The sequence below is a fragment of the Actinophytocola sp. genome (genome assembly GCF_035762905.1).
Taxonomy (GTDB): domain Bacteria; phylum Actinomycetota; class Actinomycetes; order Mycobacteriales; family Pseudonocardiaceae; genus DASYTH01.
In genome coordinates, this window is the sequence record NZ_DASUCC010000056.1 from 1 (window position 1) to 20289 (window position 20289).

At 70.3% G+C, this 20289-nt stretch carries 17 protein-coding genes; 5 read left to right on the forward strand and 12 right to left on the reverse strand.

Annotated elements, in window-relative coordinates; translation table 11 throughout:
- The 6 genes from VFV67_RS10105 to VFV67_RS10130 form a co-directional block, all read right to left on the reverse strand.
- Nucleotides 1-425: hypothetical protein (locus tag VFV67_RS10105; protein ID WP_326469035.1), on the reverse strand; the 425-nt coding region annotated here is incomplete at its 3' end.
- Between the two features lie 142 nt (nucleotides 426-567).
- Nucleotides 568-1119, reverse strand: coding sequence for a GNAT family protein (locus VFV67_RS10110; protein WP_326469037.1), 552 nt, complete (start codon nucleotides 1117-1119; stop codon nucleotides 568-570).
- A gap of 172 nt (nucleotides 1120-1291) precedes the next feature.
- Nucleotides 1292-2746, reverse strand: coding sequence for a peptidoglycan-binding domain-containing protein (locus VFV67_RS10115; RefSeq protein ID WP_326469038.1), 1455 nt, complete (start codon nucleotides 2744-2746; stop codon nucleotides 1292-1294).
- Between the two features lie 178 nt (nucleotides 2747-2924).
- Complete coding sequence (locus VFV67_RS10120) at nucleotides 2925-4154, reverse strand: cytochrome P450 (RefSeq protein ID WP_326469040.1); 1230 nt, start codon at nucleotides 4152-4154, stop codon at nucleotides 2925-2927.
- 200 nt (nucleotides 4155-4354) lie between these two features.
- Entirely contained in the window at nucleotides 4355-4918 is a 564-nt protein-coding gene (locus VFV67_RS10125) for a cysteine hydrolase family protein (RefSeq protein ID WP_326469042.1), read from the reverse strand.
- A 69-nt stretch (nucleotides 4919-4987) separates the two neighbouring features.
- Nucleotides 4988-5704, reverse strand: coding sequence for an acetoacetate decarboxylase family protein (locus tag VFV67_RS10130; protein ID WP_326469043.1), 717 nt, complete (start codon nucleotides 5702-5704; stop codon nucleotides 4988-4990).
- Nucleotides 5705-5871: 167 nt separating this feature from the next.
- On the opposite strand from VFV67_RS10130, the gene VFV67_RS10135 reads away from it, so the two are divergent.
- The 4 genes from VFV67_RS10135 to VFV67_RS10150 are packed head-to-tail and all read left to right on the forward strand — an operon-like array spanning nucleotide 5872 to nucleotide 11914.
- A complete protein-coding gene (locus tag VFV67_RS10135; protein ID WP_326469044.1) occupies nucleotides 5872-7398 on the forward strand; it encodes a PKD domain-containing protein in 1527 nt (508 codons plus the stop codon).
- Nucleotides 7398-8816, forward strand: a complete 1419-nt coding sequence (locus tag VFV67_RS10140; RefSeq protein WP_326469045.1) for a PKD domain-containing protein — start codon at nucleotides 7398-7400, stop codon at nucleotides 8814-8816. The genes VFV67_RS10135 and VFV67_RS10140 overlap by 1 nt, the downstream gene beginning before the upstream one ends.
- Nucleotides 8817-8870: 54 nt before the next feature.
- The gene (locus VFV67_RS10145; RefSeq protein WP_326469047.1) at nucleotides 8871-10481 is read left to right on the forward strand and encodes an ATP-binding cassette domain-containing protein; all 1611 of its coding nucleotides are present in this window, start codon (nucleotides 8871-8873) and stop codon (nucleotides 10479-10481) included.
- Nucleotides 10478-11914 (forward strand): aminotransferase class V-fold PLP-dependent enzyme, encoded by a 1437-nt coding sequence (locus tag VFV67_RS10150; protein ID WP_326469049.1) that lies wholly within the window; start codon nucleotides 10478-10480, stop codon nucleotides 11912-11914. The genes VFV67_RS10145 and VFV67_RS10150 overlap by 4 nt, the downstream gene beginning before the upstream one ends.
- Nucleotides 11915-11950: 36 nt before the next feature.
- On the opposite strand, the gene VFV67_RS10155 is transcribed toward VFV67_RS10150, so the two are convergent.
- From VFV67_RS10155 to VFV67_RS10170, 4 genes are read right to left on the reverse strand one after another with little or no spacing between them, the layout of a single operon-like run.
- Entirely contained in the window at nucleotides 11951-13309 is a 1359-nt protein-coding gene (locus VFV67_RS10155) for an FAD-binding monooxygenase (RefSeq protein ID WP_326469050.1), read from the reverse strand.
- Between the two features lie 44 nt (nucleotides 13310-13353).
- Nucleotides 13354-15432 (reverse strand): ATP-binding protein, encoded by a 2079-nt coding sequence (locus VFV67_RS10160; RefSeq protein WP_326469051.1) that lies wholly within the window; start codon nucleotides 15430-15432, stop codon nucleotides 13354-13356.
- 47 nt (nucleotides 15433-15479) lie between these two features.
- The gene (gene mctP / locus VFV67_RS10165; RefSeq protein ID WP_326469053.1) at nucleotides 15480-17123 is read right to left on the reverse strand and encodes a monocarboxylate uptake permease MctP; all 1644 of its coding nucleotides are present in this window, start codon (nucleotides 17121-17123) and stop codon (nucleotides 15480-15482) included.
- On the reverse strand, nucleotides 17116-17400 hold the full coding sequence (locus VFV67_RS10170) for a DUF3311 domain-containing protein (protein WP_326469054.1): 285 nt from the start codon (nucleotides 17398-17400) through the stop codon (nucleotides 17116-17118). Before VFV67_RS10170 ends, mctP begins: the two co-directional genes overlap by 8 nt.
- Nucleotides 17401-17543: 143 nt before the next feature.
- Here VFV67_RS10170 and VFV67_RS10175 point away from each other — a divergent pair, with 143 nt between their 5' ends.
- Nucleotides 17544-18239, forward strand: a complete 696-nt coding sequence (locus tag VFV67_RS10175; protein WP_326469055.1) for a GAP family protein — start codon at nucleotides 17544-17546, stop codon at nucleotides 18237-18239.
- A 35-nt stretch (nucleotides 18240-18274) separates the two neighbouring features.
- Here the strand turns inward: VFV67_RS10175 and VFV67_RS10180 are convergent, their stop codons facing one another.
- Both VFV67_RS10180 and VFV67_RS10185 read right to left on the reverse strand, forming a co-directional pair.
- Nucleotides 18275-19180, reverse strand: coding sequence for a YhjD/YihY/BrkB family envelope integrity protein (locus VFV67_RS10180; RefSeq protein ID WP_326469057.1), 906 nt, complete (start codon nucleotides 19178-19180; stop codon nucleotides 18275-18277).
- Between the two features lie 71 nt (nucleotides 19181-19251).
- On the reverse strand, nucleotides 19252-20283 hold the full coding sequence (locus tag VFV67_RS10185) for a LacI family DNA-binding transcriptional regulator (protein WP_326469059.1): 1032 nt from the start codon (nucleotides 20281-20283) through the stop codon (nucleotides 19252-19254).
- Between the last annotated feature and the right edge of the window lie 6 nt (nucleotides 20284-20289).

Here is a 20289-nt window from a genome sequence, read left to right on the forward strand (position 1 = left end):
AGTGGCCATTCGGCGGCCCACATCAGCAGCAGCATCAGCGAGCCGCTGACCGCGGCGATGCGCATTGCGACGCCGGTCAGTAGGGCGATGCCGATGCCGGCCAGGCCGAGCATGAACAGCCAGTTGGCCCAGGGGTCGCCGGCCCAGCTGTTGAACAGGGACTGGAAGGGTCCGTGGTCGACGCCGCCGAGGAAGCCTTTGGTGGGGGAGCCGCCGTTGATCCAGGCGCCCTGCTCAGGGGTGGCGTAACCGAGGCCGAAGGTCTTGTCGAGGAACGCCCAGGTGAACACGAGCCCCATGGCGATGCGGGTGATGGCGATCAGGTTGGCCGCGGTCGGGGTGATCGTGCTCGGTGCGGTGGCGGTGTCCTCGACGGTGGTGTGGACCGGAACCCTGACGGTGCTGGGGTGTTCCTTGGTGCTCATCGGGTTCTCCTTTCGACTGTATCCAGTCTTGTTGAACCGCAACGTGTTGCTCTGGAGTCGAAAGTCCCCGAACCGAGGGGCCTTGGTAGTGCGTTGATTCAGGCGGCGAGACCAAGGTCCCTGACCGACAAGGACCATGGCCTCAGCCACAACAAGGCGTGTGGTCCGTGTCGTCGTCCGGTTCGAGGTCCGAGCGCAGCAGGCCGTACAGCACCATGTCCCGGCGTTCGCCGCCCCGGATCGTGATGCCGCGAAGGATGCCCTCGCGGCGGAAACCCGCCAGCTCCAACCCGCGCAAGCCCGGCAGGTTGGCCTCCTCGGTGGTGGCCTGCACCCGGTCGACCTCGGTGGTGTCGAACAGGTACCGGACCAGCAGCCGGGCCGCCCGGGCGCCGTGCCGCCGGCCGCGCGCCTCCGATATCAGCTTGATGCCGATGTTCCAGGACGTGCGGGACAGCGTCGGCCCGTACGGAATCGGATACCACCACATCACGCCGATCAGCCTCCCGGCGGGGACCTCGATCAGCGCCACCCGGAGGATGTCGAACTGGAACGGAACCGGGCGGTCGTCCGGATCCTGCATGAACTCCAGGTCACTGGCCGCGTCGACGGCCTCCTCGTCCCCATCGAGATACTCGGCCATAGCGATGCCCAGGTCGGTCGCGAGGATGATCCGCTCGCGGCGTCCGGCCACATCCGCTCCCCCTCGCAGCCTCTCCGGTTCGCGTCGCTCAGCCCGGGGGCAACGGGCAAGCCGCGTACCAGAAATTTACATTCCGCAAGGAGCACATTGCGACGATATCGGACAACGAACAGGTCAAGACGGAGCAGTCCGGGTTAGCCCGGTTGCCGTAACGGGCCTGTGGCTAGCGCCTCGTCACGGGAGCCAGGCCGCCCTGGGCGATGAGGCGGTCGTAGCGCTGCCTGTATTTGCCGTCCTGTTCGGCTGGCAGGTTGGCCAGCCGGTTGTTGGCGTCCAGGCGGACGGTGCCGTCGTTGCCTTTGGTGGGGTGCATGTAGATGATCACCTTGGGCACGTGCATGTTCCACACGTCCATACCGCCCGGCTGCCTGGTGAGTTGTTCGAGGAGCTTGTCGCCGTCGGGCGCCTTGATGTCCACGCCGAGAACCGAGAGGTCGCTCTCGTTGACGCGCACGCGGATCTCGCCCTGTACCGCCGCCGGGCGGCTGAACGCGACGCCCAACTTGATCCATTCGGCACTCAGTTCCGAGAACAACGCCTCCTGGGTCGCCTCCCGGAGCCGCTGTTCGGCATCCTGATGGAGTTCCATCAGCTCCATCCGCAGCATGCCGTACGCATTGGGATCATTGCGCAGCATGCGCTCGACCTCTTGCCGGACACCGGTGACGAACCCGCGCTTCTTCAGTACGAGTTCCTTGTGGACGTTGGCGATCTCGGTCTGGTGAGTGGTGTAGAAGTCGCGGAACGCCACGGACTGCTGGGCTTTCCGCGCTCGCTCGGCCTCGCCGACCAGACCCTTCAGGACGTCGATGACGAGTGTGGCCTTGGCGTCCTTCGCGAAGGCGCCGAGGACCTTCTCGCTGAAGATCTTGAACAGCGCCTTGTTGAAGTCGGCCTTTGCCGACTTCTCCGTGTCGCTCTCCATGACCTCGTTGAACGAGTCGAGTGCGGCCTTCCACTGGACCAGGATCTCGAGCTCGTAGTCGATGATGCTGCTGGCGAGCTCGGTGTCCTCGGAGTGGGAGGCATCCGCGGTCGTGGTGGTCGCCGCCGATGCGAACGCCGCCGCGGTGGGCCCTGCCGCCACCGCGGGCAGCCACTGCGCCCCGTCCCACTGCCACTGGCCGTCGTCGGACAACTGACCGACCTGGCCGACCTGGCTGACCTGGTCGGTCTGGTCGTAGCCGGCGTGCTCGTCGTGGGACTGTCCGAAGCCGGTCTCATCGATACCCAGCGCGGCCCAGGTGTAGGGGCCGACCATGTTCTCCTCGTTGATGCCATGGGCTTCCTGGAACGCGGTCAGCGCCGCGGTGAACTCCTCGTCGTACATCCCGGTCGGCTCGGCCTGCAGGTACCCGGCCTCCTTCAAGGCGTTCCCGACCTGGACCACCCACTCGGATGCGGTGTGTTGGTAACTTTCCCGGTCTAACACTGGTAAAGACATGGCGTCTCCCCCTCGTCCATGGGCACGTTTGGACAGACGGTATGCGCGTGGCTCACCACCGCGGGCATCCGATCGGGCGACCATTCGGGCAGTGTGGTGGGATCCGGCCCCGAGCCAGCAAGCGGTGCTGGCCAATCTGCGGGACGCCCGAGTCCGCGCCGAAGCCCACCGCATCCTGCAACCCGACGGCCGGACCGAAGAACTCCACCGGCCCGGTGGTGACCGGTCGGACTGAGTTGTGCGGGGGACCGGGTTGGCATGATGGGGTATGCGGGTGTCGTGGCCGCACGGGGTCGCGTTGGTCGGGTGCGCGGCGGTGCTGATGGTGCCCGGTTCCTGAGCGGATGCGATGTCACGCGGCGGTCGTGCGCACCGGGAGGCCGTAGGAGGCGCGGATCAGGGTCGATCTGCGCCAGGGGATCTGCTCGGGCGGGACGGCGAGTTGGAGGTCGGGGAACCGCAGGAACAGCTCGCGCAGCGCTATCGTCATCTCAACGGTGGCCAGGGTGCTGCCCGGGCAGTGGTGCGGGCCGTGCCCGAAGGCCAGGTGGCGGTGGTTGCTCCGCCGGCCGATGTCGAAGGCCCTTGCGTCGGCGAAGACCGACGGATCCCGGTTGGCGGCCCGGATGCTCAGCATCACCGTGTCGCCGGCGGCGATCCGTTGCCCGGCGATGACCATGTCCTCGGTGGCGAACCGCCGGATCGCCCGGAGCGCCGGAGCGTTGCGGCGCAACAGTTCCTCGATCGCCGACGGGTACAGCTCCGGGTTGGCGCGCAGGCGGAGGAGTTGCTCCGGCTGCGCCAGCAGGTCCACTGTGGACGATACGAGCGTGCCGGCGGTGGTGTCGGAGCCGGCGAAGTACAGGATCATCACCAGATCCACGACATCGTAGATCGGGAGCTGCTCGCCGTTGTCGTCCGTCGCGGTCGCCCAGTGGGAGATCAGGTCGTCGCTCGGTTCGGCGCGCCGGAACCCGACCAGCTCGGTGAGGATCTCGTTGAGTTCCGCCTGAGCCATCGTCAACGCGGCGCCGATCGGGTCGGCGTCATCGTCGTCGCCCCTGGTCTCGGCAAGTGCGAACTCGGCGTCGGTGACGGCAAGGACCTTGTCCAGGTGCCGCGCGTGCAGGCCGAGGATCCCGCTGATCACCCAGACGGGCAGCGGCGCGAAGAAGGTCCGGACGAGGTCGGCGACGCCGCGCTCGGCGACCTCCCGCTCGACCCGATCCAGCAGCATGGTCACGATCTCGTGGATTCTCGGCTCGATCGTGGCGATGTACCGCGGCGTGAACGCGAAGTTGATCAGACGCCGGGTCGCCGTGTGCTCGGGTGGGTCCTCCATCACCAGCCGGCCGTCGGGCTGCCCCTCCGGGTATGCGGTGGCGGTGTAGTCGGGTCCGGCGTATTTCCGCTGCCGGGCCAGCCGCTGGTCCCGCAACCCGGCCCGCACGTCCTCGTACCCGGTGACCAGCCAGACCGGGATCCGGTCCGGCATGCACACGCGGTGGATGGGGCCCTGCTTCTGCAGTCCGGTCAGCACCGGGTTCGGATCGATCCAGAACCGCTCGTCGTCAACCAGCATCGGATGAGCGTGCACGGGACATTTCTGTGTCATCGTCACCCCTCGATTCGGCCATACGAGGATCGCACGATAATCACGATTTAGTCCATTACATTCTTTGGTGACCCAGGTCATCAATTGCCATAAATTCCTGGGGGCAGAGTGTGCAATTGGCGAATTGTTCCCAAGGGGTTACCGGCCTATTGCCGGCCGTCCCGGGGTCAGGTGCCGGACGGGGTGAAGGTGACCTCTTCGGTGCTCACCGTGTCGGCGCTGCGACCGGGAGCGGCGTGGTACTTCCAGTACAGGTTGGTGTGGGCGATCACCTCAGCCGGAGCCGGCGCGCCGTACTCGGTGAGGTCCTCGGTGGTGTGCGCGTCACCGACCAGGACGACGTCGTAGCCGCGGGTGATCGCGCCGTGCAGGGTGGAGCGGATGCATCCGTCGGTCTGCGCCCCGGCGACGATCAGCCGGCCGATCCCGCGCTCGGCGAGCACCCGCTCCAACTCGGTCTCCTCGAACGAGTCACCCCACGACTTGTGCACCAAGGATTCCGAGTCGTCGCGCTTGAGCTCCGGCACCCACTGCCAGGCATCGCTGTCCCGCACCATGTTCTCGTCGGAATGCTGCACCCAGACCACCGGCGCGTGCTCCTTGCGCGCCGCACTGACCAGGGTGTTGATGTTGGCGATCACGGCGTCCCGGTCGTGCGCGTCCTGCACCACTCCGTTCTGCACGTCGATGATCAGCAGCGCGGTGTTCGGCCGGTCGGGCAGAGTCGCCATGGGAACCTCCGGGATTGCGTTCGGGTCGGTGTCGGTTCGCACGATAGGACAGGGCACCGACAAACCGGGTCAGCCGACCGGGTCGAAGGCGTCCAGGTCGCCGGTGAGCCGGGTGGTGTGCAGGGTCAGGAGGGGGCGGCGGGTCATGCCGAGGGCGGCCATGCGGTCGGCCATCGGGTGCTCGCCCAGTTCCACGGTGATGGTGCCGCGACCGAGCTGGGGTGCGTGCAGGGTCATCGGGGCGGCGCCGCGCAGCAGCACGCCGGCCTGTGCGCCGTGGTCGAGCTTGCTCCAGGTGCGCAGGCGGGAGCGCACGGGGAACGGGACCTTGACCCGGCCGGCACGCAGGGTCGTCCGCAGCACGAAGGTGTCGCCGTCGTGGACGGTGACCGACGCCGTCGGCCCGTGGAAGGTCAGCTCGCAGCGCATCAGCCACTTCGGCAGTCCCCAGATGTCCTGCCCGGCCTCGCGGGTGAGCTCGCCGGTCACCGGCAGGTCGACCACGTGCAGACCCAACCGGCCGCGCGGGCCGCGGGTGAGCAGACCGATCCCGACCTCGTCGTAGCTGCCGAGCACCCATTCGCCGTAGTGCACCAGCATCAGCAGGCTCACCGCCCGGCCGGCCAGGAGGAACGGACGCAGGCCGGTCCCGGCCAGCAGGGCCGACACCTCGGCGGGCCGGGCGGTGAAGACCGCACCGGCCAGCTCGGCGTCCCTGATCCGCACCGGCAGATCGATCGTCACGCCCTGAACCGACCAGGTTCGTTCGGCGACCAGCTCACCCATGCCACACCCCGCTTCGCCGTCCACACCGATCCGGAACGTCCAGCCTATTCGCCCGCAGTTTTCCCGCAGGTTTGCCCGCCGTGGGTTACGGCGGGTGCGAGTGGCCGGATATACCGGCCGAGGTCACTTGCGTCGGCGCTGGGAGCGAGGGTCTGGGGATGGTGACGATGCCCGCATGGCTGCGGCGAATCACGACGATCACTGTGGCGCTGGTGGTCACCGGCGTGGTGCTGCCCGGGGTGGCGCAGGCGGCGCCGCCGACGAACGACGAAGTCGGCGCCTCGACGGTGGTAGAAGCGCTGCCGTTCGCGGTGCAGCAGGACACCGGCGAGGCGACCGAGGCTACCGACGATCCCTTCTGGTGTCAGGGTTTCAACGTCGGCGGCACGGTCTGGTTCAGCTACACCGCCACCGAGAACGTGCTGCTGCGCGCCAGCACGGCGGGCAGCGACCACTGGACGATCCTGGCGGCCCACACCGGGGTTCCCGGTGGTCTGGTACCGATACAGGACGGGTGCGGTGTCGGAACCTTCGGCGGGGCCGCCGTGACGATCCGCGCCACCGCCGGGACGACCTACCACTTCATGGTCGCCGGGTACAACGTCGCAGGCGGGGCGCTGTCGTTCGGACTACAGGTGGTCCCGCCCGCCCCCAACGACGCCTTCGCCGACGCGGAGCCGGTCGACACGCTGCCCTTCACCCGGACCATCGACCTGGCAACGGCTTCGACCGAGCCCGACGAGGCGGCCGCGCGCTGCGCGAGCTCGGCCAACCGCACGGTCTGGTACGCCTTCACCCCGACCGCGGCGGTGTCGGTGGTGGCCCGGCTCGACCGGTCCGAGAACGCCGTCTCGGTGTACACCGGGCCCACATTGCTCGACCTGCGCGAGATCGACTGCGCCCGGGGAAGCTTCGACTCGCTGTTGTTCCGGGCGACCGCGGGCGTGACCTACTACCTCAAGGTGAGCGGGTCGGGCGCGTTCGGCCCGGACACGCTGAACCTGACCGAGGCGCCCCCGCTGCGGCCGTCGTTCGACACGTCGCCGTCCGATCCGAGCATCTACGAGGAGACCGTCTTCCACGCGGACTCCGGGCAGTTCGACGTCCCGATCGCCAGCGGGCAGTGGGATTTCGGCGACGGCAGCACCGCGCCGCTCGGCGAGTTCGACTCGACGGCGCACCACTACACCGCGGACGGGACCTACCAGGTCCGGCTCAGCATCGTCAGTGCCGACGGCCGGACCGGCACGATCACCCGCCCGGTCACGGTGACCACGCACGACGTGTCGATCAGCAAGTTCGCCGTGCCGGCCAAGGCGCGAACCGGGGAGACCAAGCAGATCACCGTGCATGTGGCCAACACGCGGTACCGGGAGTCGGGGGTGACGGTCGAGCTGTTCAAGTCCGACGGTCGATCCTGGACGGAGGTCGGCACGCTCACCCTGGACGTGCCCGCCCGGCCCGACCGCGCGGTGAAGTTCCCGTTCGCCTACACGTTCACCCCGGCGGACGCGGTGGTGGGCAAGGTGACCTTCCGGGCCGTGGTCTCGCTCCCGTTCGGAGTGCGCGACGCCCGGCCGGTGGACAACGAGGTGATCGCCATTTCCACCACGGTGCGGCCGGCCGCCCCCGATTCCGAGCCGGCCGACCAGGATCCGGCGCAGGTGTTCGATGATCTCGTGGGGAGGATCTAGTGACGCTGTCCACCGCGCGGCGGTCGTGGATCACCGGCCTGGCCGCCGCCGCCATCGCCTTCCTGGCTCCTGGTGTCGCGCAGGCCCAGCCGCCGGCCAACGACGACTTCGACAGCGCCACTGTCATCACGGCGCTGCCGTTCAGCGGTACGCAGGACACCGCCGGGTCCACCGTTGCGCCCGATGACCCGCCCACCTGCAACGGCGGCTTTTCCAGCGTGTGGTTCCGGTACACCGCTCCGGCGGACGGGATCGTCAAGGCCACCGCGGTGGGCAGCAGCCCGCTGTTGTCGGCCTACACCGGGGAGCGCGGGCAGCTGACACCCGTGCCGGGCGTATGCGTGTTCGCCCGGTCCGAGACGTTCCACGTGACCGCGGGCACCACCTACCACATCCTGGTCCGGCCGTTCGGCGGTTCGCTCACCATGAATCTGGAGTCCGTGCCGCCGTCGCCCAACGACGACTTCGCCGCCGCTGAAGCGGTGACCGGGATACCGGCCACGCCGCGCGGTGATCTGGCCAGGGCATCGGCAGAGCCGGGCGAGCCGACCGCAAGCTGCGACGGCACCGCGGCGCAGTCGGTCTGGTACTCCTACACTCCGCCGACGCCGCGGTGGGTCAGCGCGGTGGCGCTCGGCGGGTCCGCGACGGTCACCGTCTACCGTGGCGGTGCGCTTTCCGATCTGTCCGAAGTGGACTGTGTGGTCGGTGGGGTGGCCGTGTTCCGGGCCGAGGTCGGTCAGGCGTACCACATCAGGGTCGCCGCCGACGCCGAGCGCGCGGACCTGTTCGATCTGCGGGTAGCGAGCGCCCCACCGTTGACCCCGTTCATCTCCGGCTTCCCGAGCCCGGCGTCGGTCTTCGACGAGGTCACGTTCTTCCCGGGCGCGGGCGACCAGCTCAACCAGCCGATCGTCAGCGGCGAGGTGCGCTTCGGCGACGGTGCGTCGACCCCCATCACCGGCAACGGTCCGGTCCAGCACCGGTACGCCGCCGACGGCGTGTACCGCGTCGAGGTGAGCGTCAGCACCGCGGACGGCCGGTCGGGGACCGGCGCGACGGACTTCGTGGTCGAGACCCACGACGTGAGCATCGCCAGGTTCACCGTGCCGGCGAGCGCACGCGCGGACCAGACCAAACCGATCACTGTCTCGATCGCCAACACCCGCCGCGACGAGACCGTGTCGGTGGAGCTGTTCAAGCAGAACGGCGACTTCTTCACCCGCATCGGAAGGCTCACCCAGTGGGTCCCCGCCCGACCCGGCCGCACCGTGGAGTTCCCGTTCGCCTACACGTTCAGCGCGGCCGACGCCACGGCCGGCACCGTCACCTTCAAGGCCGTGGCCACGCTGGCCGACTTCACCCAGGACGACCGACCCGCCGACAACGAAAGCCTTGGCACCACGAGAGTTCGATGAGCAGAGCCACCGCCATGGCTAAGATGGCGCCGCGACCTGCGCTGGGGAGGCGGCATGGACGGTGGTGGGACCGGGACGGCGATGGAATCCCGGGTGTGGGCGGCGAACGTGTCCTGGGCGGCGCGATCCGGCGCGTTCGCGCTGGATCCGGTCACCGTCGAGGTCGGGGCCGGCCGGCTGGTGGCGATCATCGGGCCGAGCGGGGCGGGTAAGACGACGCTGCTGGAGTTGCTGGCCGGGGTGCGCACGCCGACCGGTGGCGAGGTGCGCCTCGGCGCCCGCAGTGGGTTCGTGCCGCAGCAGGACCTGGTGCACCCGCAGTTGCCGGTGGGCCGCGCGTTGGACTACGCGGCCCGGCTGCGCGCGGTGACCGATCCCGATGCCGTCGGTGCGGTGTTGTCCGTGCTGGGCCTCGAGCATCGGCGAGCGGCCAGGATCGGCACGCTCAGCGGCGGCGAACGCAAGCGGACGAGCGTCGCCGTCGAGTTGCTGACCCGGCCGCCGGTGCTGTTCCTCGACGAGCCGACCAGCGGGCTGGACCCGGCGACCGGCCGGGATCTGCTGCGCCACCTTCGCGATCTGACCCGCGCCGGGCACACCGTGGTGTTCAGCACGCACAACCCGGGCGACGTGGCGCGCTGCGACGAGGTCGTGGTCCTGGCACAGGGCGGGCGGTTCGCCTTCGCCGGCACCCCGGCCGCCGCGCTGGAACACTTCGCCGCGCGGTCCGCCGAGGACATCTACGACCGGTTGACCGCCGAGGCGACGCCGCCGCCGTGGACCTCGCGCCCGGCCGGAACCGGCCCGGCCGCGCCGGCATCGGCGCCGCGGCGGGTGCCGGCGATCCGGCAGTGGTGGCTGCTGGTGGTCCGGGATCTCGACATCCTGATCCGGGACCGGCTGACCCTGGCGATCCTGGTCGGGTCGCCGGTCATGATCGCGCTGATGTTCCTCATGCTGTTCCGGCCGGGCGCGTTCGACCCCGGCCACCCCAGCCCGGGCACCACCGTGATGATCCTGTTCTGGATCGCGTTCGGCGGCTTCTTCTTCGGCCTGACCTATGGCCTGGCCCAGATCTGCGACGAGTTCCCGATCCTGCGCCGGGAACGGCGGGCCGGCCTCGGCCTCTGGCCGTACCTGCTGGCCAAGGTGGGTTTCCTGGTTCCGTTGCTCTGCCTGGTCGATGCGCTGCTGCTGGTGCTGCTGTCGCTGACCGACCGGCTGCCCGCGCTCGGCCCGTCCGGGAACCTGGCGGTGTTCCTGACCCTGGTGCTGGGTTCGCTGTGCGCGCTGATGCTCGGACTGCTGGCCGCCTCGGCGGTGAACAGCCCGTCGCAGGCGGCGCTGACCCTGCCGATGCTCTGCTTCCCTCAGGTGCTCTTCGTCGGGGCGTTCCTGCCGGTGCCGGTGATGGCGACGGTGGGCCAGTGGCTCAGCTACGGGATGTCCAACCGCTGGGTGTTCGAGGCGCTCGGCACCTCGGCCGGGCTGCCCGCGCTGTGGCGGACCGGCGCATCGCCGCTCGGCCCGCCGCTGCTGGACTCCTACGGCGGCACCTTCGACGGTCCGCTGTGGGCGGACTGGGCGCTGCTCGGCGGGTTCGCCGTGGCGTTCGGGTTCGCCGCCGTCGCGGTGCTGCGGCGCAAGACCGGAGCCGTCCGGTGACCGCCGGAGCGCGGATACGCAGCGCACCGGAGGAGTTTCGCCGCCGCTACCCGGAGTACGAGCGCACCCGAGCGCTGGATGCGTTGCGCCGCACCGAGTACGGCTACCTGGACGAACAGGACCACGTGTACCTGGACTACACCGGGGCCGGGCTCGCCGCCCGGTCCCAGCTGCGTGCACATACCGAACGGTTGCACGGCAACGTGTTCGGCAACCCGCACTCGGAGAACCCGACCAGCGCGGCGGCCACGGAGCTGGTGGAGCGCGCCCGGATGCGGGTGCTGCGGCACCTGCGGGCCGATCCGGACGAGTACGCGGTCGTGTTCACGCCGAACGCCACCGGGGCGGCCCGGCTGGTCGGCGAGGCGTACCCGTTCTCCCGGCGCACCCGGCTGGTGCTCACAGTGGACAACCACAACTCGGTCAACGGGTTGCGCGAGTTCGCCCGGCGGCGCGGCGCCCGCACCCGCTACGTGCCCACCAGGGCGCCGTGGCTGCGGGTGGATCCGGACGCGCTGGGCGCGGCGCTGCGCCGAGGGCGCGGGCTGTTCGCCTATCCCGCGCAGAGCAACTTCAGCGGCGTGCGGCACCCGCTCGGCTGGGTGGAACTGGCCCAGCGGCACGGCTACGACGTGCTGTTGGACGTCGCGGCCTACCTGCCGACCGGCCGGCTCGACCTGGGCGCGGTCCGTCCGGAGTTCGTCATCATGAGCTGGTACAAGGTGTTCGGTTATCCGACCGGGGTCGGCTGCCTGGTCGCCCGTAGGGAGGCGCTGGCCCGGCTGGTCCGGCCGTGGTTCTCCGGCGGCACCATCCAGGCGGTCAGCGTGCGGCTGCCCTGGCACGTGCTGGCGCCCGACGAGACCGCCTTCGAGGACGGCACGCTGAACTTCCTGTCCATTCCGGACATCCAGGTCGGACTGGACTGGCTGGATTCGATCGGCATGGACCTGGTCGACTGCCGGGTGCGCTGCCTGACCGGCTGGCTGCTGGACCGGCTCACCGCGCTGCGGCACGGCGACGGCAGCCCGATGGTGCGCCTGTACGGACCGGCCGGCACCGAGTCCCGGGGTGGCACGGTGGCGTTCAACTTCCTCGACGCGGCCGGCCGGGTGGTGGACGAGCGGCTGGTCGCCGCGGACGCCTCCGCCGCCCGGATCTCGTTGCGCACCGGGTGTTTCTGCAACCCGGGAGCCGGCGAGGACGCTTTCGGCCTCGACCCGCGGGCGCTGCGTCCGCTGCGCCGGTCCGGCATGCGCGGTCTCGACGAGTACCTGGAGCTGATCGGCCTGCCGACCGGTGGGGCCGTGCGGGTCTCGCTCGGTCTGGCGTCCACCCTCGGCGACGTGGAGCGGTTCCTCGCCTTCGCCGGCCGGGCCTACCGGGACCGGGTCACCGCCGCCGGCCACCTACCAGCACGGGAGCGGTGCTGACGCCGACGATGCGAGGGTACGCGAGCGGAGGGCCGGTCAGGCGGGCACCTCGAGCCGGCGAGTTCGCTTGCGGCGCACCGATCTCGGGATGACCCGGGCCGCGATCGGCGGGCGGAGCAGGGCCGGCGGGCTGTCGACGAGCCCGGCGACCCGGATGAACGCTTCGGCGAGGCCGGCGTCGTCGGCGGCCGCGGCCTGCAGCTTGGCCACGTACCGGCTCATCATCCGGCCCATCGCGGTGCGATGGCCCACGATGCCGGGCAGGGCCAGGTCGGCGCCGACGGCCACGGCCCAGGCGGCGTCGATGCCGGGGGAGATTTCCGCGAAGAACCGGTCCGCCCGTGGTTCGCCGGTGCGCTCGAGCGCGTGGCGTAGCGCCAGCGCGTCGAGCGCGGCGACGCTAATGCCCTGGGCGTAGGTGGGGTTGAACCGGCACACCGCGTCCCCGGTCACCAGCAGCCCGGCCGGGAAGCGGCGCAGGTTCTCGTAGCGCCGGCGCACGCTGGCCGGGAACCGGGCCGGAACGGGCGCGTCGAGCGGTTCGGCACCCTGGATCGCGTCGTGCACGTCGGGTACGGACAGGGTCCGGGTGAAGTTCAGGAAACCGTCCGGGTCGGTGGGTGGGTAGTCGCCCAGCCGGCCGATCAGCGTCACCATGGTCCGGTCGCCCTCGAGACTTTCCAGGACCGCACCGCGGAGGTTGGTCTGGGTCGGGCCGACCACGGCGACCAGGTCGTCGCCGAGCGCGCCGGGCCGCAACCGGAAGATTCGGGTGGAGTAGCCGATGTCCACTCGCACCCGATCCTCTTCCGGTGCCGGGTATCCGAGCCGCACCAACCATCCCGGCAGCCGCGAGCCCCACCCCGTCGCGTCGACGACCAGGTCGGCGGCGATGGTCCGGTCGGGATCGGCGCCGGCGCGCCGGACCCGTACGCCGGTGACCCGGCTGGCGTCGGACGTCGCGGTCAGGCCGACGACGTCATGGCGCTGCGCCAATGTCACGTTGGCATGGGCGAGAACCCCTTCCCGGACCCGGGTTTCCAGCAATGGCCGGCTCGCACACAGCACGGTCAGCCCGGTCTCCTTCTGCCGCAACAGGTTCCCGTTGAGGTGCCAGCGTACGTCGCCGAGCAGGTCGCCTGCGGGAGCCCCGGCGGCCACCAGATCCGCGGTCAGGCCGGGGAAGAGCTCCTCCAGGATCTGCTGTCCGCGCGCCAGCAACCCGTGGACGTGCCGGCTCTGCGGCACGCCACGCCGGTGTTCGGCGTCGCGCGGCATGGTGTCCCGGTCGAGCACGGTGACCTGCTCGTAGGCCTCCGCGAGCACCCGGGCCGCGAGCAGCCCGGCCATGCTCGCCCCGAGCACCACCGCGTGGTTCCGTTTGTCGCGCCCCATAGCGCACCTCCTTCATCGGTGCGCAGCATGCGAGCCGGAGCTGCTCAGTTCCCAGACCGGAAAGTGCTCGGTTTCTGCTCGCCTTCCCAGAGCAGGGACACCACTCGGGCCACCCCCTGGGTCAGGTGCCGGCGATAGGTGCTGAACGGCAGGCCGAGCAGTTCGGCGGCCAACTCCTGGGTGGCGGCCGGGCGCAGGTAGGTGCGGTCGAGCGCGCGGTGCAGCTTCGCGTCCCTGGGATGCTGGCGCAGCGTGTCCACGGCCTGCCGCACGAGATCCGCCAGCGCGTCGGTCGCGTCGCCGCCGCGTTCGCGGACCAGCCGGCAGTCGACCAGCGGGTTGCCGGCCAGCAGGTCGGGGCGGCACAGGTCGCGCAGCGCCTGCCGCGCGGCCCGCTCGTACTCGGGGCGCGGCAGGCCGGCTCCCGAGTGGGCCGGGCGGTTGCTCCGGCAGCTCAGGATCTCCGACCATTTCGCCGGTACCGAGGCGGCGGTCCACCAGTCCCGCGCGAAGACGGCGTAGTGGCGCCCGCCGACGGTGAAGTCGGCCTCCGGGGTGCGGTCGTAGCCGATGTAGGTCCACAACGGCGTCCAGAACTGCGGATCGGCCACGGCGAGGAAGTCCCACCGCAGCCGGGGCCGGTCGAGCACGTGCAGCACGTGCACCACCGGGCCGACGTTGAACAGCTTGGAGGAACCCTGGTAGGCGTCGCGGTCCATCAGGAACCGCAGCATCAGGATGTCCTCCCCGGACTCGGACGGCCCGGAGATCCGCCACGCGGCCCGGGTTCCCGGGTCCGCTTCGATGTCCGCGGCCGCCGCCTCGTGCAGCGACAGCCAGCACAGAAAGCCCAGCACGCCGTGTTGGCCGCGGTAGACGGTGAACGCGGCGGGTTGGCGGTCGAACCAGCGCGCCGCGATCGCCGCGGATTCGGGACCTTCGTTGTGGTGCACCAGATCCAGGATCGCCGCGCGGTCGGCCGGGGTGGCCGGCGCACCGAAGACGCGGCCGGTCGTGTCCCACTGCTTCCAGTAGGACCGGAACTTCGGCTGGCTGTACTCGGTGAACAGGAAGTCGAGGATGGCCGGCTGCCGTTCGCGGCCGGTCGCCATGCGCATCCGGGCGGTGGCATGCGCCCGGACCCGGCCGTGCAGCCGGTCCCGGACCTCCGGGTCGCGCCAACTCAGGTCGGCGACCAGCACGTCCCGCGCGAGCGTGTGCGGAAAGATCCCATGCGGGCCGGAAGCCACGAACGACAGGCCGCGCAGCCACTCGAACAGGTCGTGCACGTCGTCACGGTCGAGCCCGGCGCGCAGCACCGCCTCCGAGGTGGTCCGCGCCTCGGCGCACACCTGCAGCGCGTGCCGGTGCAGCTGGTCCGGCAACCCCTCGGCGAACCGCACCATCAGCGCCTGGACCACGTCGGGCGCCTCCGCCACCCCCAGCTCAGGGTCGAGACCCCGCTGCCGCAACACATCGACCGCGAGCGCCAGCGCCAGTGGATGGCCGTCGGTCAGGCCGAACACCTGCTCGTGCAGGACCGCCGGCAGACCGGCGCGGTCCAGGAACTCCGCGGTCTCGGCAGAGCTGAGGTTCGGCAGCGTCACCGTCCGAACCAGGTCCCGCCACCCCAGATCGGCCCGCCACGCCGGGGACAGCCCCTGCCGGCCGGCGGTCACCACCAGCACCTGGGCCGAAAGGCGCGGCAGGAACTCGTTCCGGAACCACGCCTCCAGCTCGGACAGCGCCTCGAACGTATCGATCAGCAGCACCGCCGGGCCACCGCACGCCATCGCCTCGACCGGATCGCCACCGACCCCCAGCTGCGCCGCGAGCGCCGTCAGGAAGTCCGCGGGGGTCGCCCCGGTGTCCCGACCGTCGACGGCGAAGCACTCCGCGCCCGCCTCCGCGGCCACATCGGCGAACCGGCGCAGCAGCGCGGACTTGCCGACCCCGCCCGGCCCGCACACGTGCAACACGACGAACGGCAGCTCCGGGCCGGCCACCGCGGTCCGCACCAGTTCCAGCTCGCCGGCCCGCCCGACGAAGGTGTCCCGGCGCGCGGCATCAAGACGGTGCCGCACCGTCCGCCCCACCGAAACCTTCGCTCGGGCCGAGCCCACCGGGCAACGCTATACCGATTGGTCGCCAGTGTCTGCGGTCGAAGCGGTCAGCCGGCCGCGACCGGGCGGAGCTCCGGGTGGTCCTCGTCGACGTGGTAGTCGGTGGGGGCGGTCCGGTCCGGACCGTCCGCGATGCGCACGCGGCGCACGACCAGGGTGACCAGGGCGGCGACGACGAGGTTCGCGGCCAGGGCGAGGACCCCGACGTAGATCTGCACCGGAGAACCCGCGAACGGATGCCAGCCGAACAGGCTCACCTTGTCCAGCGGCAACGCGGAGGTGCCGAAGTGCTTGCGCGAGCCGTCCGCGCTGGGAATGAGGTAGAGCAGGTACATGCCCCAGGCCATGCCGGCCACCCAGCCGGCGATCAGGCCGGCGCGGTGGAACCACCTGGTGTAGAGCGCGATCGCCACCGCCGGCAGGGTCTGCAGGATGATCACGCCGCCGATCAGCTGCAGGTCGATGGAGAACTGCGGGTCGATGAACAGGATGAACGCCACCGCGCCGAACTTCACCACCAGTGAGGCGATCTTGGCCTGCTTGGCCTCGTCCCGGGGACTGGCGTCGCGCCGCAGGTACTCCTTGTAGACGTTGCGGGTCCACAGGTTCGCCGCCGCGATCGACATGATCGCGGCCGGCACGAGCGCGCCGATGCCGATGGCCGCGAACGCGATTCCGGCGAACCACGCGGGGAACTGGCTGTCGAACAGCTCGGGCACGATCGTGCTGGTGTCCGCCCGGCCGGTGGCCTGGTTCTGCAGGGGCCGGACGGCCGCCGCGACGGCCACGTAGCCGAGCAGCGCCAGCAGGCCGAGCATCAGCGAGTAGGCCGGCAGCGCGGACATGTTGCGCTTGATCACGCCGCGGCCGCGGGAGGCCAGCACACCGGTGATCGAGTGCGGGTAGAGGAACAACGCCAGCGCCGAGCCGAGCGCGAGCGTGGCGTACTGCAGCTGGTTGTTGGCGTTCAACAGGATCCCGTCGCCGGCCGCCGGGGTGCCCTGGAACTTCTCGTCGGCCGCACCGAAGATGGTGTCCCAGCCGCCGAGCTTGATCGGCAGGTAGATCACGGCAACCAGGATCACCAGGTAGATCAGGATGTCCTTGACGAACGCGATCAGCGCCGGGGCACGCAGCCCGGACTGGTAGGTGTAGACCGCCAGGATCACGAACGCGATCAGCAGCGGCAGGTGACCGAAGATGCCGCCCTCGTTGAAGCCCATGGTGCGCAGCACCGCCTCCAGCCCCACCAGCTGCAGCGCGATGTAGGGCATGGTGGCCACGATCCCGGTGATCGCCACCAGCAGGGCGAGGACGGAGGAACCGTGCCGGCCGCGCACGAAGTCGGCCGGGGTGACGTAGCCGTGCACTCGGGACACCGACCACAACCGCAGCAACGGCAGGAACACGATCGGATAGGTGATCACCGTGTACGGCAGCGCGAAGAAGCCGGTCGCCCCGGCGCTGAACAGCAACGCCGGCACCGCGACGAACGTGTAGGCGGTGTAGAGGTCGCCGCCGATGAGGAACCAGGAGATCCAGGAGCCGAACCGGCGCCCGCCCAAACCCCATTCGTCGAGGTGGTCCAGGGTGTCCGCGCGGCGCCAGCGGGCCGCGACGAAGCCGAGCACGGTCACCAGCCCGAACAGCAGCGTGAAGATGATCAGCTCCGGCCACTGCAGGTCACTCATCGCGGACTCCCTCGCCGAGGTCGTCCACGTCGAGCCGGTCCGGCGCGGTGATCACCGGTTCGTCCTTTGTCTTCAGATAGACCACCGACGTGCAGGCCACCCCGGCGGCGATGCCGGCGAACTGGAACCAGTAGAAGAACGGCATCCCGAACAGGGCCGGGCCTTCCCGGTTGAACACCGGCGTGAGCAGCCACAGCAACGGAACGATCAGCAGCAGGTTCCAGGCGTTCCAACGCACACCCGAACGCCCGCGATCGGATTGCGAATCAGCGGACACCGGATCACGGTAAGCGACCCCGCCGCGCCCCGCTTGACAACGCGAACGGCGGCGTTTCCTCGGGGGTACGCTGTCGAACCCGAAGGCGATCAAGCCATACGTTCCGGTCCTGCCGGCCGCCTGCTGGGGGCAACATGAGTGCCGTGGCCGTTGGGTCACTTGTCGTGCTGGCGTTGCTGGCCAGTACCAGCGTCGGCACGCTGTTCGTTCCGGTCCTGCTGATGCGGCTTCCCGGCCGGCTCCGCGCCGGGTGGGTCCTCGGCTACCTGGTCACGATCACGGTCGGCTATCTGGCGTTCGGTGTGCTGATCGTGCTCGGGGCCGAGGCGGCGGCGGATCGCTTCGGTGACAACCTGGACGGTTGGCCGGCGGACTGGTGGAAGCTGGGGCTTGGCGTCTGGATGTTCGTACTCAGTCTCCGCTTCGTCCCGAAACGCCGTGCTGACAGAGGAAAGCCGTTGGCGGCGTACTGGTCCGACCGGGTGCGGCGAGCCGCGGATTCCCCGCGCACCCTCGCCAGGTTCACCCTCAGCGAGGGCCTGCTCGAGGACGGAACGATGTTCCCGTACCTGGGTGCGCTGCTGCTCGTCGATCCCCGGCTCGACCCGGTGGCCGCCGTCGCCCTCCTTTCCGGCTACTCCCTGTTGATCATCCTGCCCGCACTTGTGCTGCTGGCCATGCGGCTCGCCCTGCCCGAGCGGACCGGCCCGATCCTCACCACGGTCGACACCTTCTTCGACCGGCACGCGGCCGGCGTCACCGGTTGGATCCTCGCGACCGGCGGCGTCCTGATCACCATGGACGCGGTGGTTCGGCTGGCTTCTTCGCCCGGTGGCTGAACGACGAGACACGCCGGCCCGCGGCCGGTTTCGGCTCAGTCGTGCCGGTCCGGTTGGTCCGGTGCGGGTAGGGCGGCTCGGCCGCGGATCAGCTGGCCGAGGCGGCCTTCGTCCTGCGCGAGGACCTGGCCGACGATGGCGGCGGCGAGGTAGCAGAGGGAAAGGATGTACAGCCAGCCGATGTAGGTGAAGGCCAGGCCGATCGTGCCGTAGCGGTCGGCGCTGACCTCCAGGGCGTGCGGGAGGTAGATCGAGCCCACCGGGCGGACCGCGAGCATCGTCAGGCCGAAGACGATGCCGCCGGGCAGGAGCAGGCGGGTGGGGAGCGCGCCGGCCAGCAGGATCCAGGGCAGCGCGACGGCGAGCGCGGTGCCGGCGAGGAAGGTCAGGACGGGGGTGGTCAATGGCGGGACCGGAAACCTCCCGGTGAGCCAGACCAGCAGGCGCTCGAGCACGACGAGGACCACCAGCAGCAGCACCGCGGCCGGCAGCCGCCAGGCCGACCGCATGCTGCGTCGCGGGCGCGGCAGCCGCCAGATCGTGCCGTACCCGCGGATCATCGTGCGGGCCAGACTGGTCGACGAGATCAGCACGATGACGGCGCCGAGCACCCCGAACGCGCTGAACCCGCCGCCGGCCAGCGCCTCGTCGAGCACCTGCCGGGTGCCCTCGGGCAACCCGACCGCGTCGGCGATCTGGTTGTCGTACCGCTTGCCGAACATCACCGCCGCCATGATGAACAGCGGAAAGACCGAGGTGAACAGCTGGGCGGCCAGGGTCATCGCGCGGTCGAGCAGCTCCACCCGGACGACGGCGGCGACCGTCCGCAACAGAATCCGGCCGGGCCAGTTCGCCATCGCCCACTTGGTGACGGGCTGCAGCCGGCGGCGCAGTGGATCGAATGCCTTCGACCACGGGGCTCGCTCCGGCACCACGCTCACCGGTGCACCACCTCCCCATGTCGCAGCGGCCGAGGACGTGTCGACCATCCCTGAGGACCGGGCGCGAGCAATCACCCGTTGGAGATGATTGGCCGGGCCGCCAACCGGCACGGGCCGGTGGACTCGCGGATGGTGAGGTGAGTCGGCAGGATCACCTGCCGGCGGATGGCGTGGGCGGGCGTGCGGGGGGCCAGCCGGGACAGCAGCATGGCGACGGCGACCCGGCCGGCCTTGCCGATCGGCGCGGTGACCGTGGTGAGCGGCGGATGACAGAAGTCGGCGCCGAAGACGTCGTCGCAGCCGACGATGCTGAGATCCTCGGGCACCCGGACACCGCGTTCCCGCAGCCGGGTCAGCATGCCGATGGCGAGCAGGTCGTTGAACACCACGCAGGCCGTCGCCCGGGTGTTGACCACGGCGTCGGCGGCGGCCGAGCCGGATGGCCGGGCGGCGGGGAACCGGCCGATCCGGTGCGCCTGCACGCCGTGCCGGGCCGCGGTGTTCCGCAACGCGGTCCAGCGCGCCTCGTTGGGCCAGGACTTCTCCGGCCCGGAGACGTACACGATGTCGTTGTGCCCCAATGATGCCAGGTGCTCGACGGCCTGCGCGACGCCACTCGGAGTGTCGATCATGACGCTCTGCACGCCGCGCACGTTGCGGTTGATCGTGACCAGCGGGATCTCCGCGGCGAGGTTGACCAACGCCCGCTCGGACAGCCTCGACGCGGCCAGGATGGCACCGTCCAGTGACGGTCGCATCCGGTGCAGCATCTGGGTTTCCACCTCGCCGGAGTCCTCGGTGTCGATCAGCAGGTTGGCGTAGCCCGCGGACTTGAGCTCCTGCTGGGTGCCCCGGATGATGCCGAAGTAGAAGGGGTTCGTGACGTCCGTGACGAGCACCGCGATGGTCTGCGTGCGCCCGGAGGTCAGCGCCCGCGCCTGCGTGTTGGGGATGTAGTTCAGCTCCCGGGCGGCCGCTTCGATGCGCTGCCGGGTCGCCGCGTTCACCCGGCCCGGCCGGGACAGCGCCCGCGACACCGTGGAGGGCGCGACCCCGGTCGCCCTGGCGATGTCGGTGATCGTCACCGGTCTTGGTCTTTCCACCGGGGC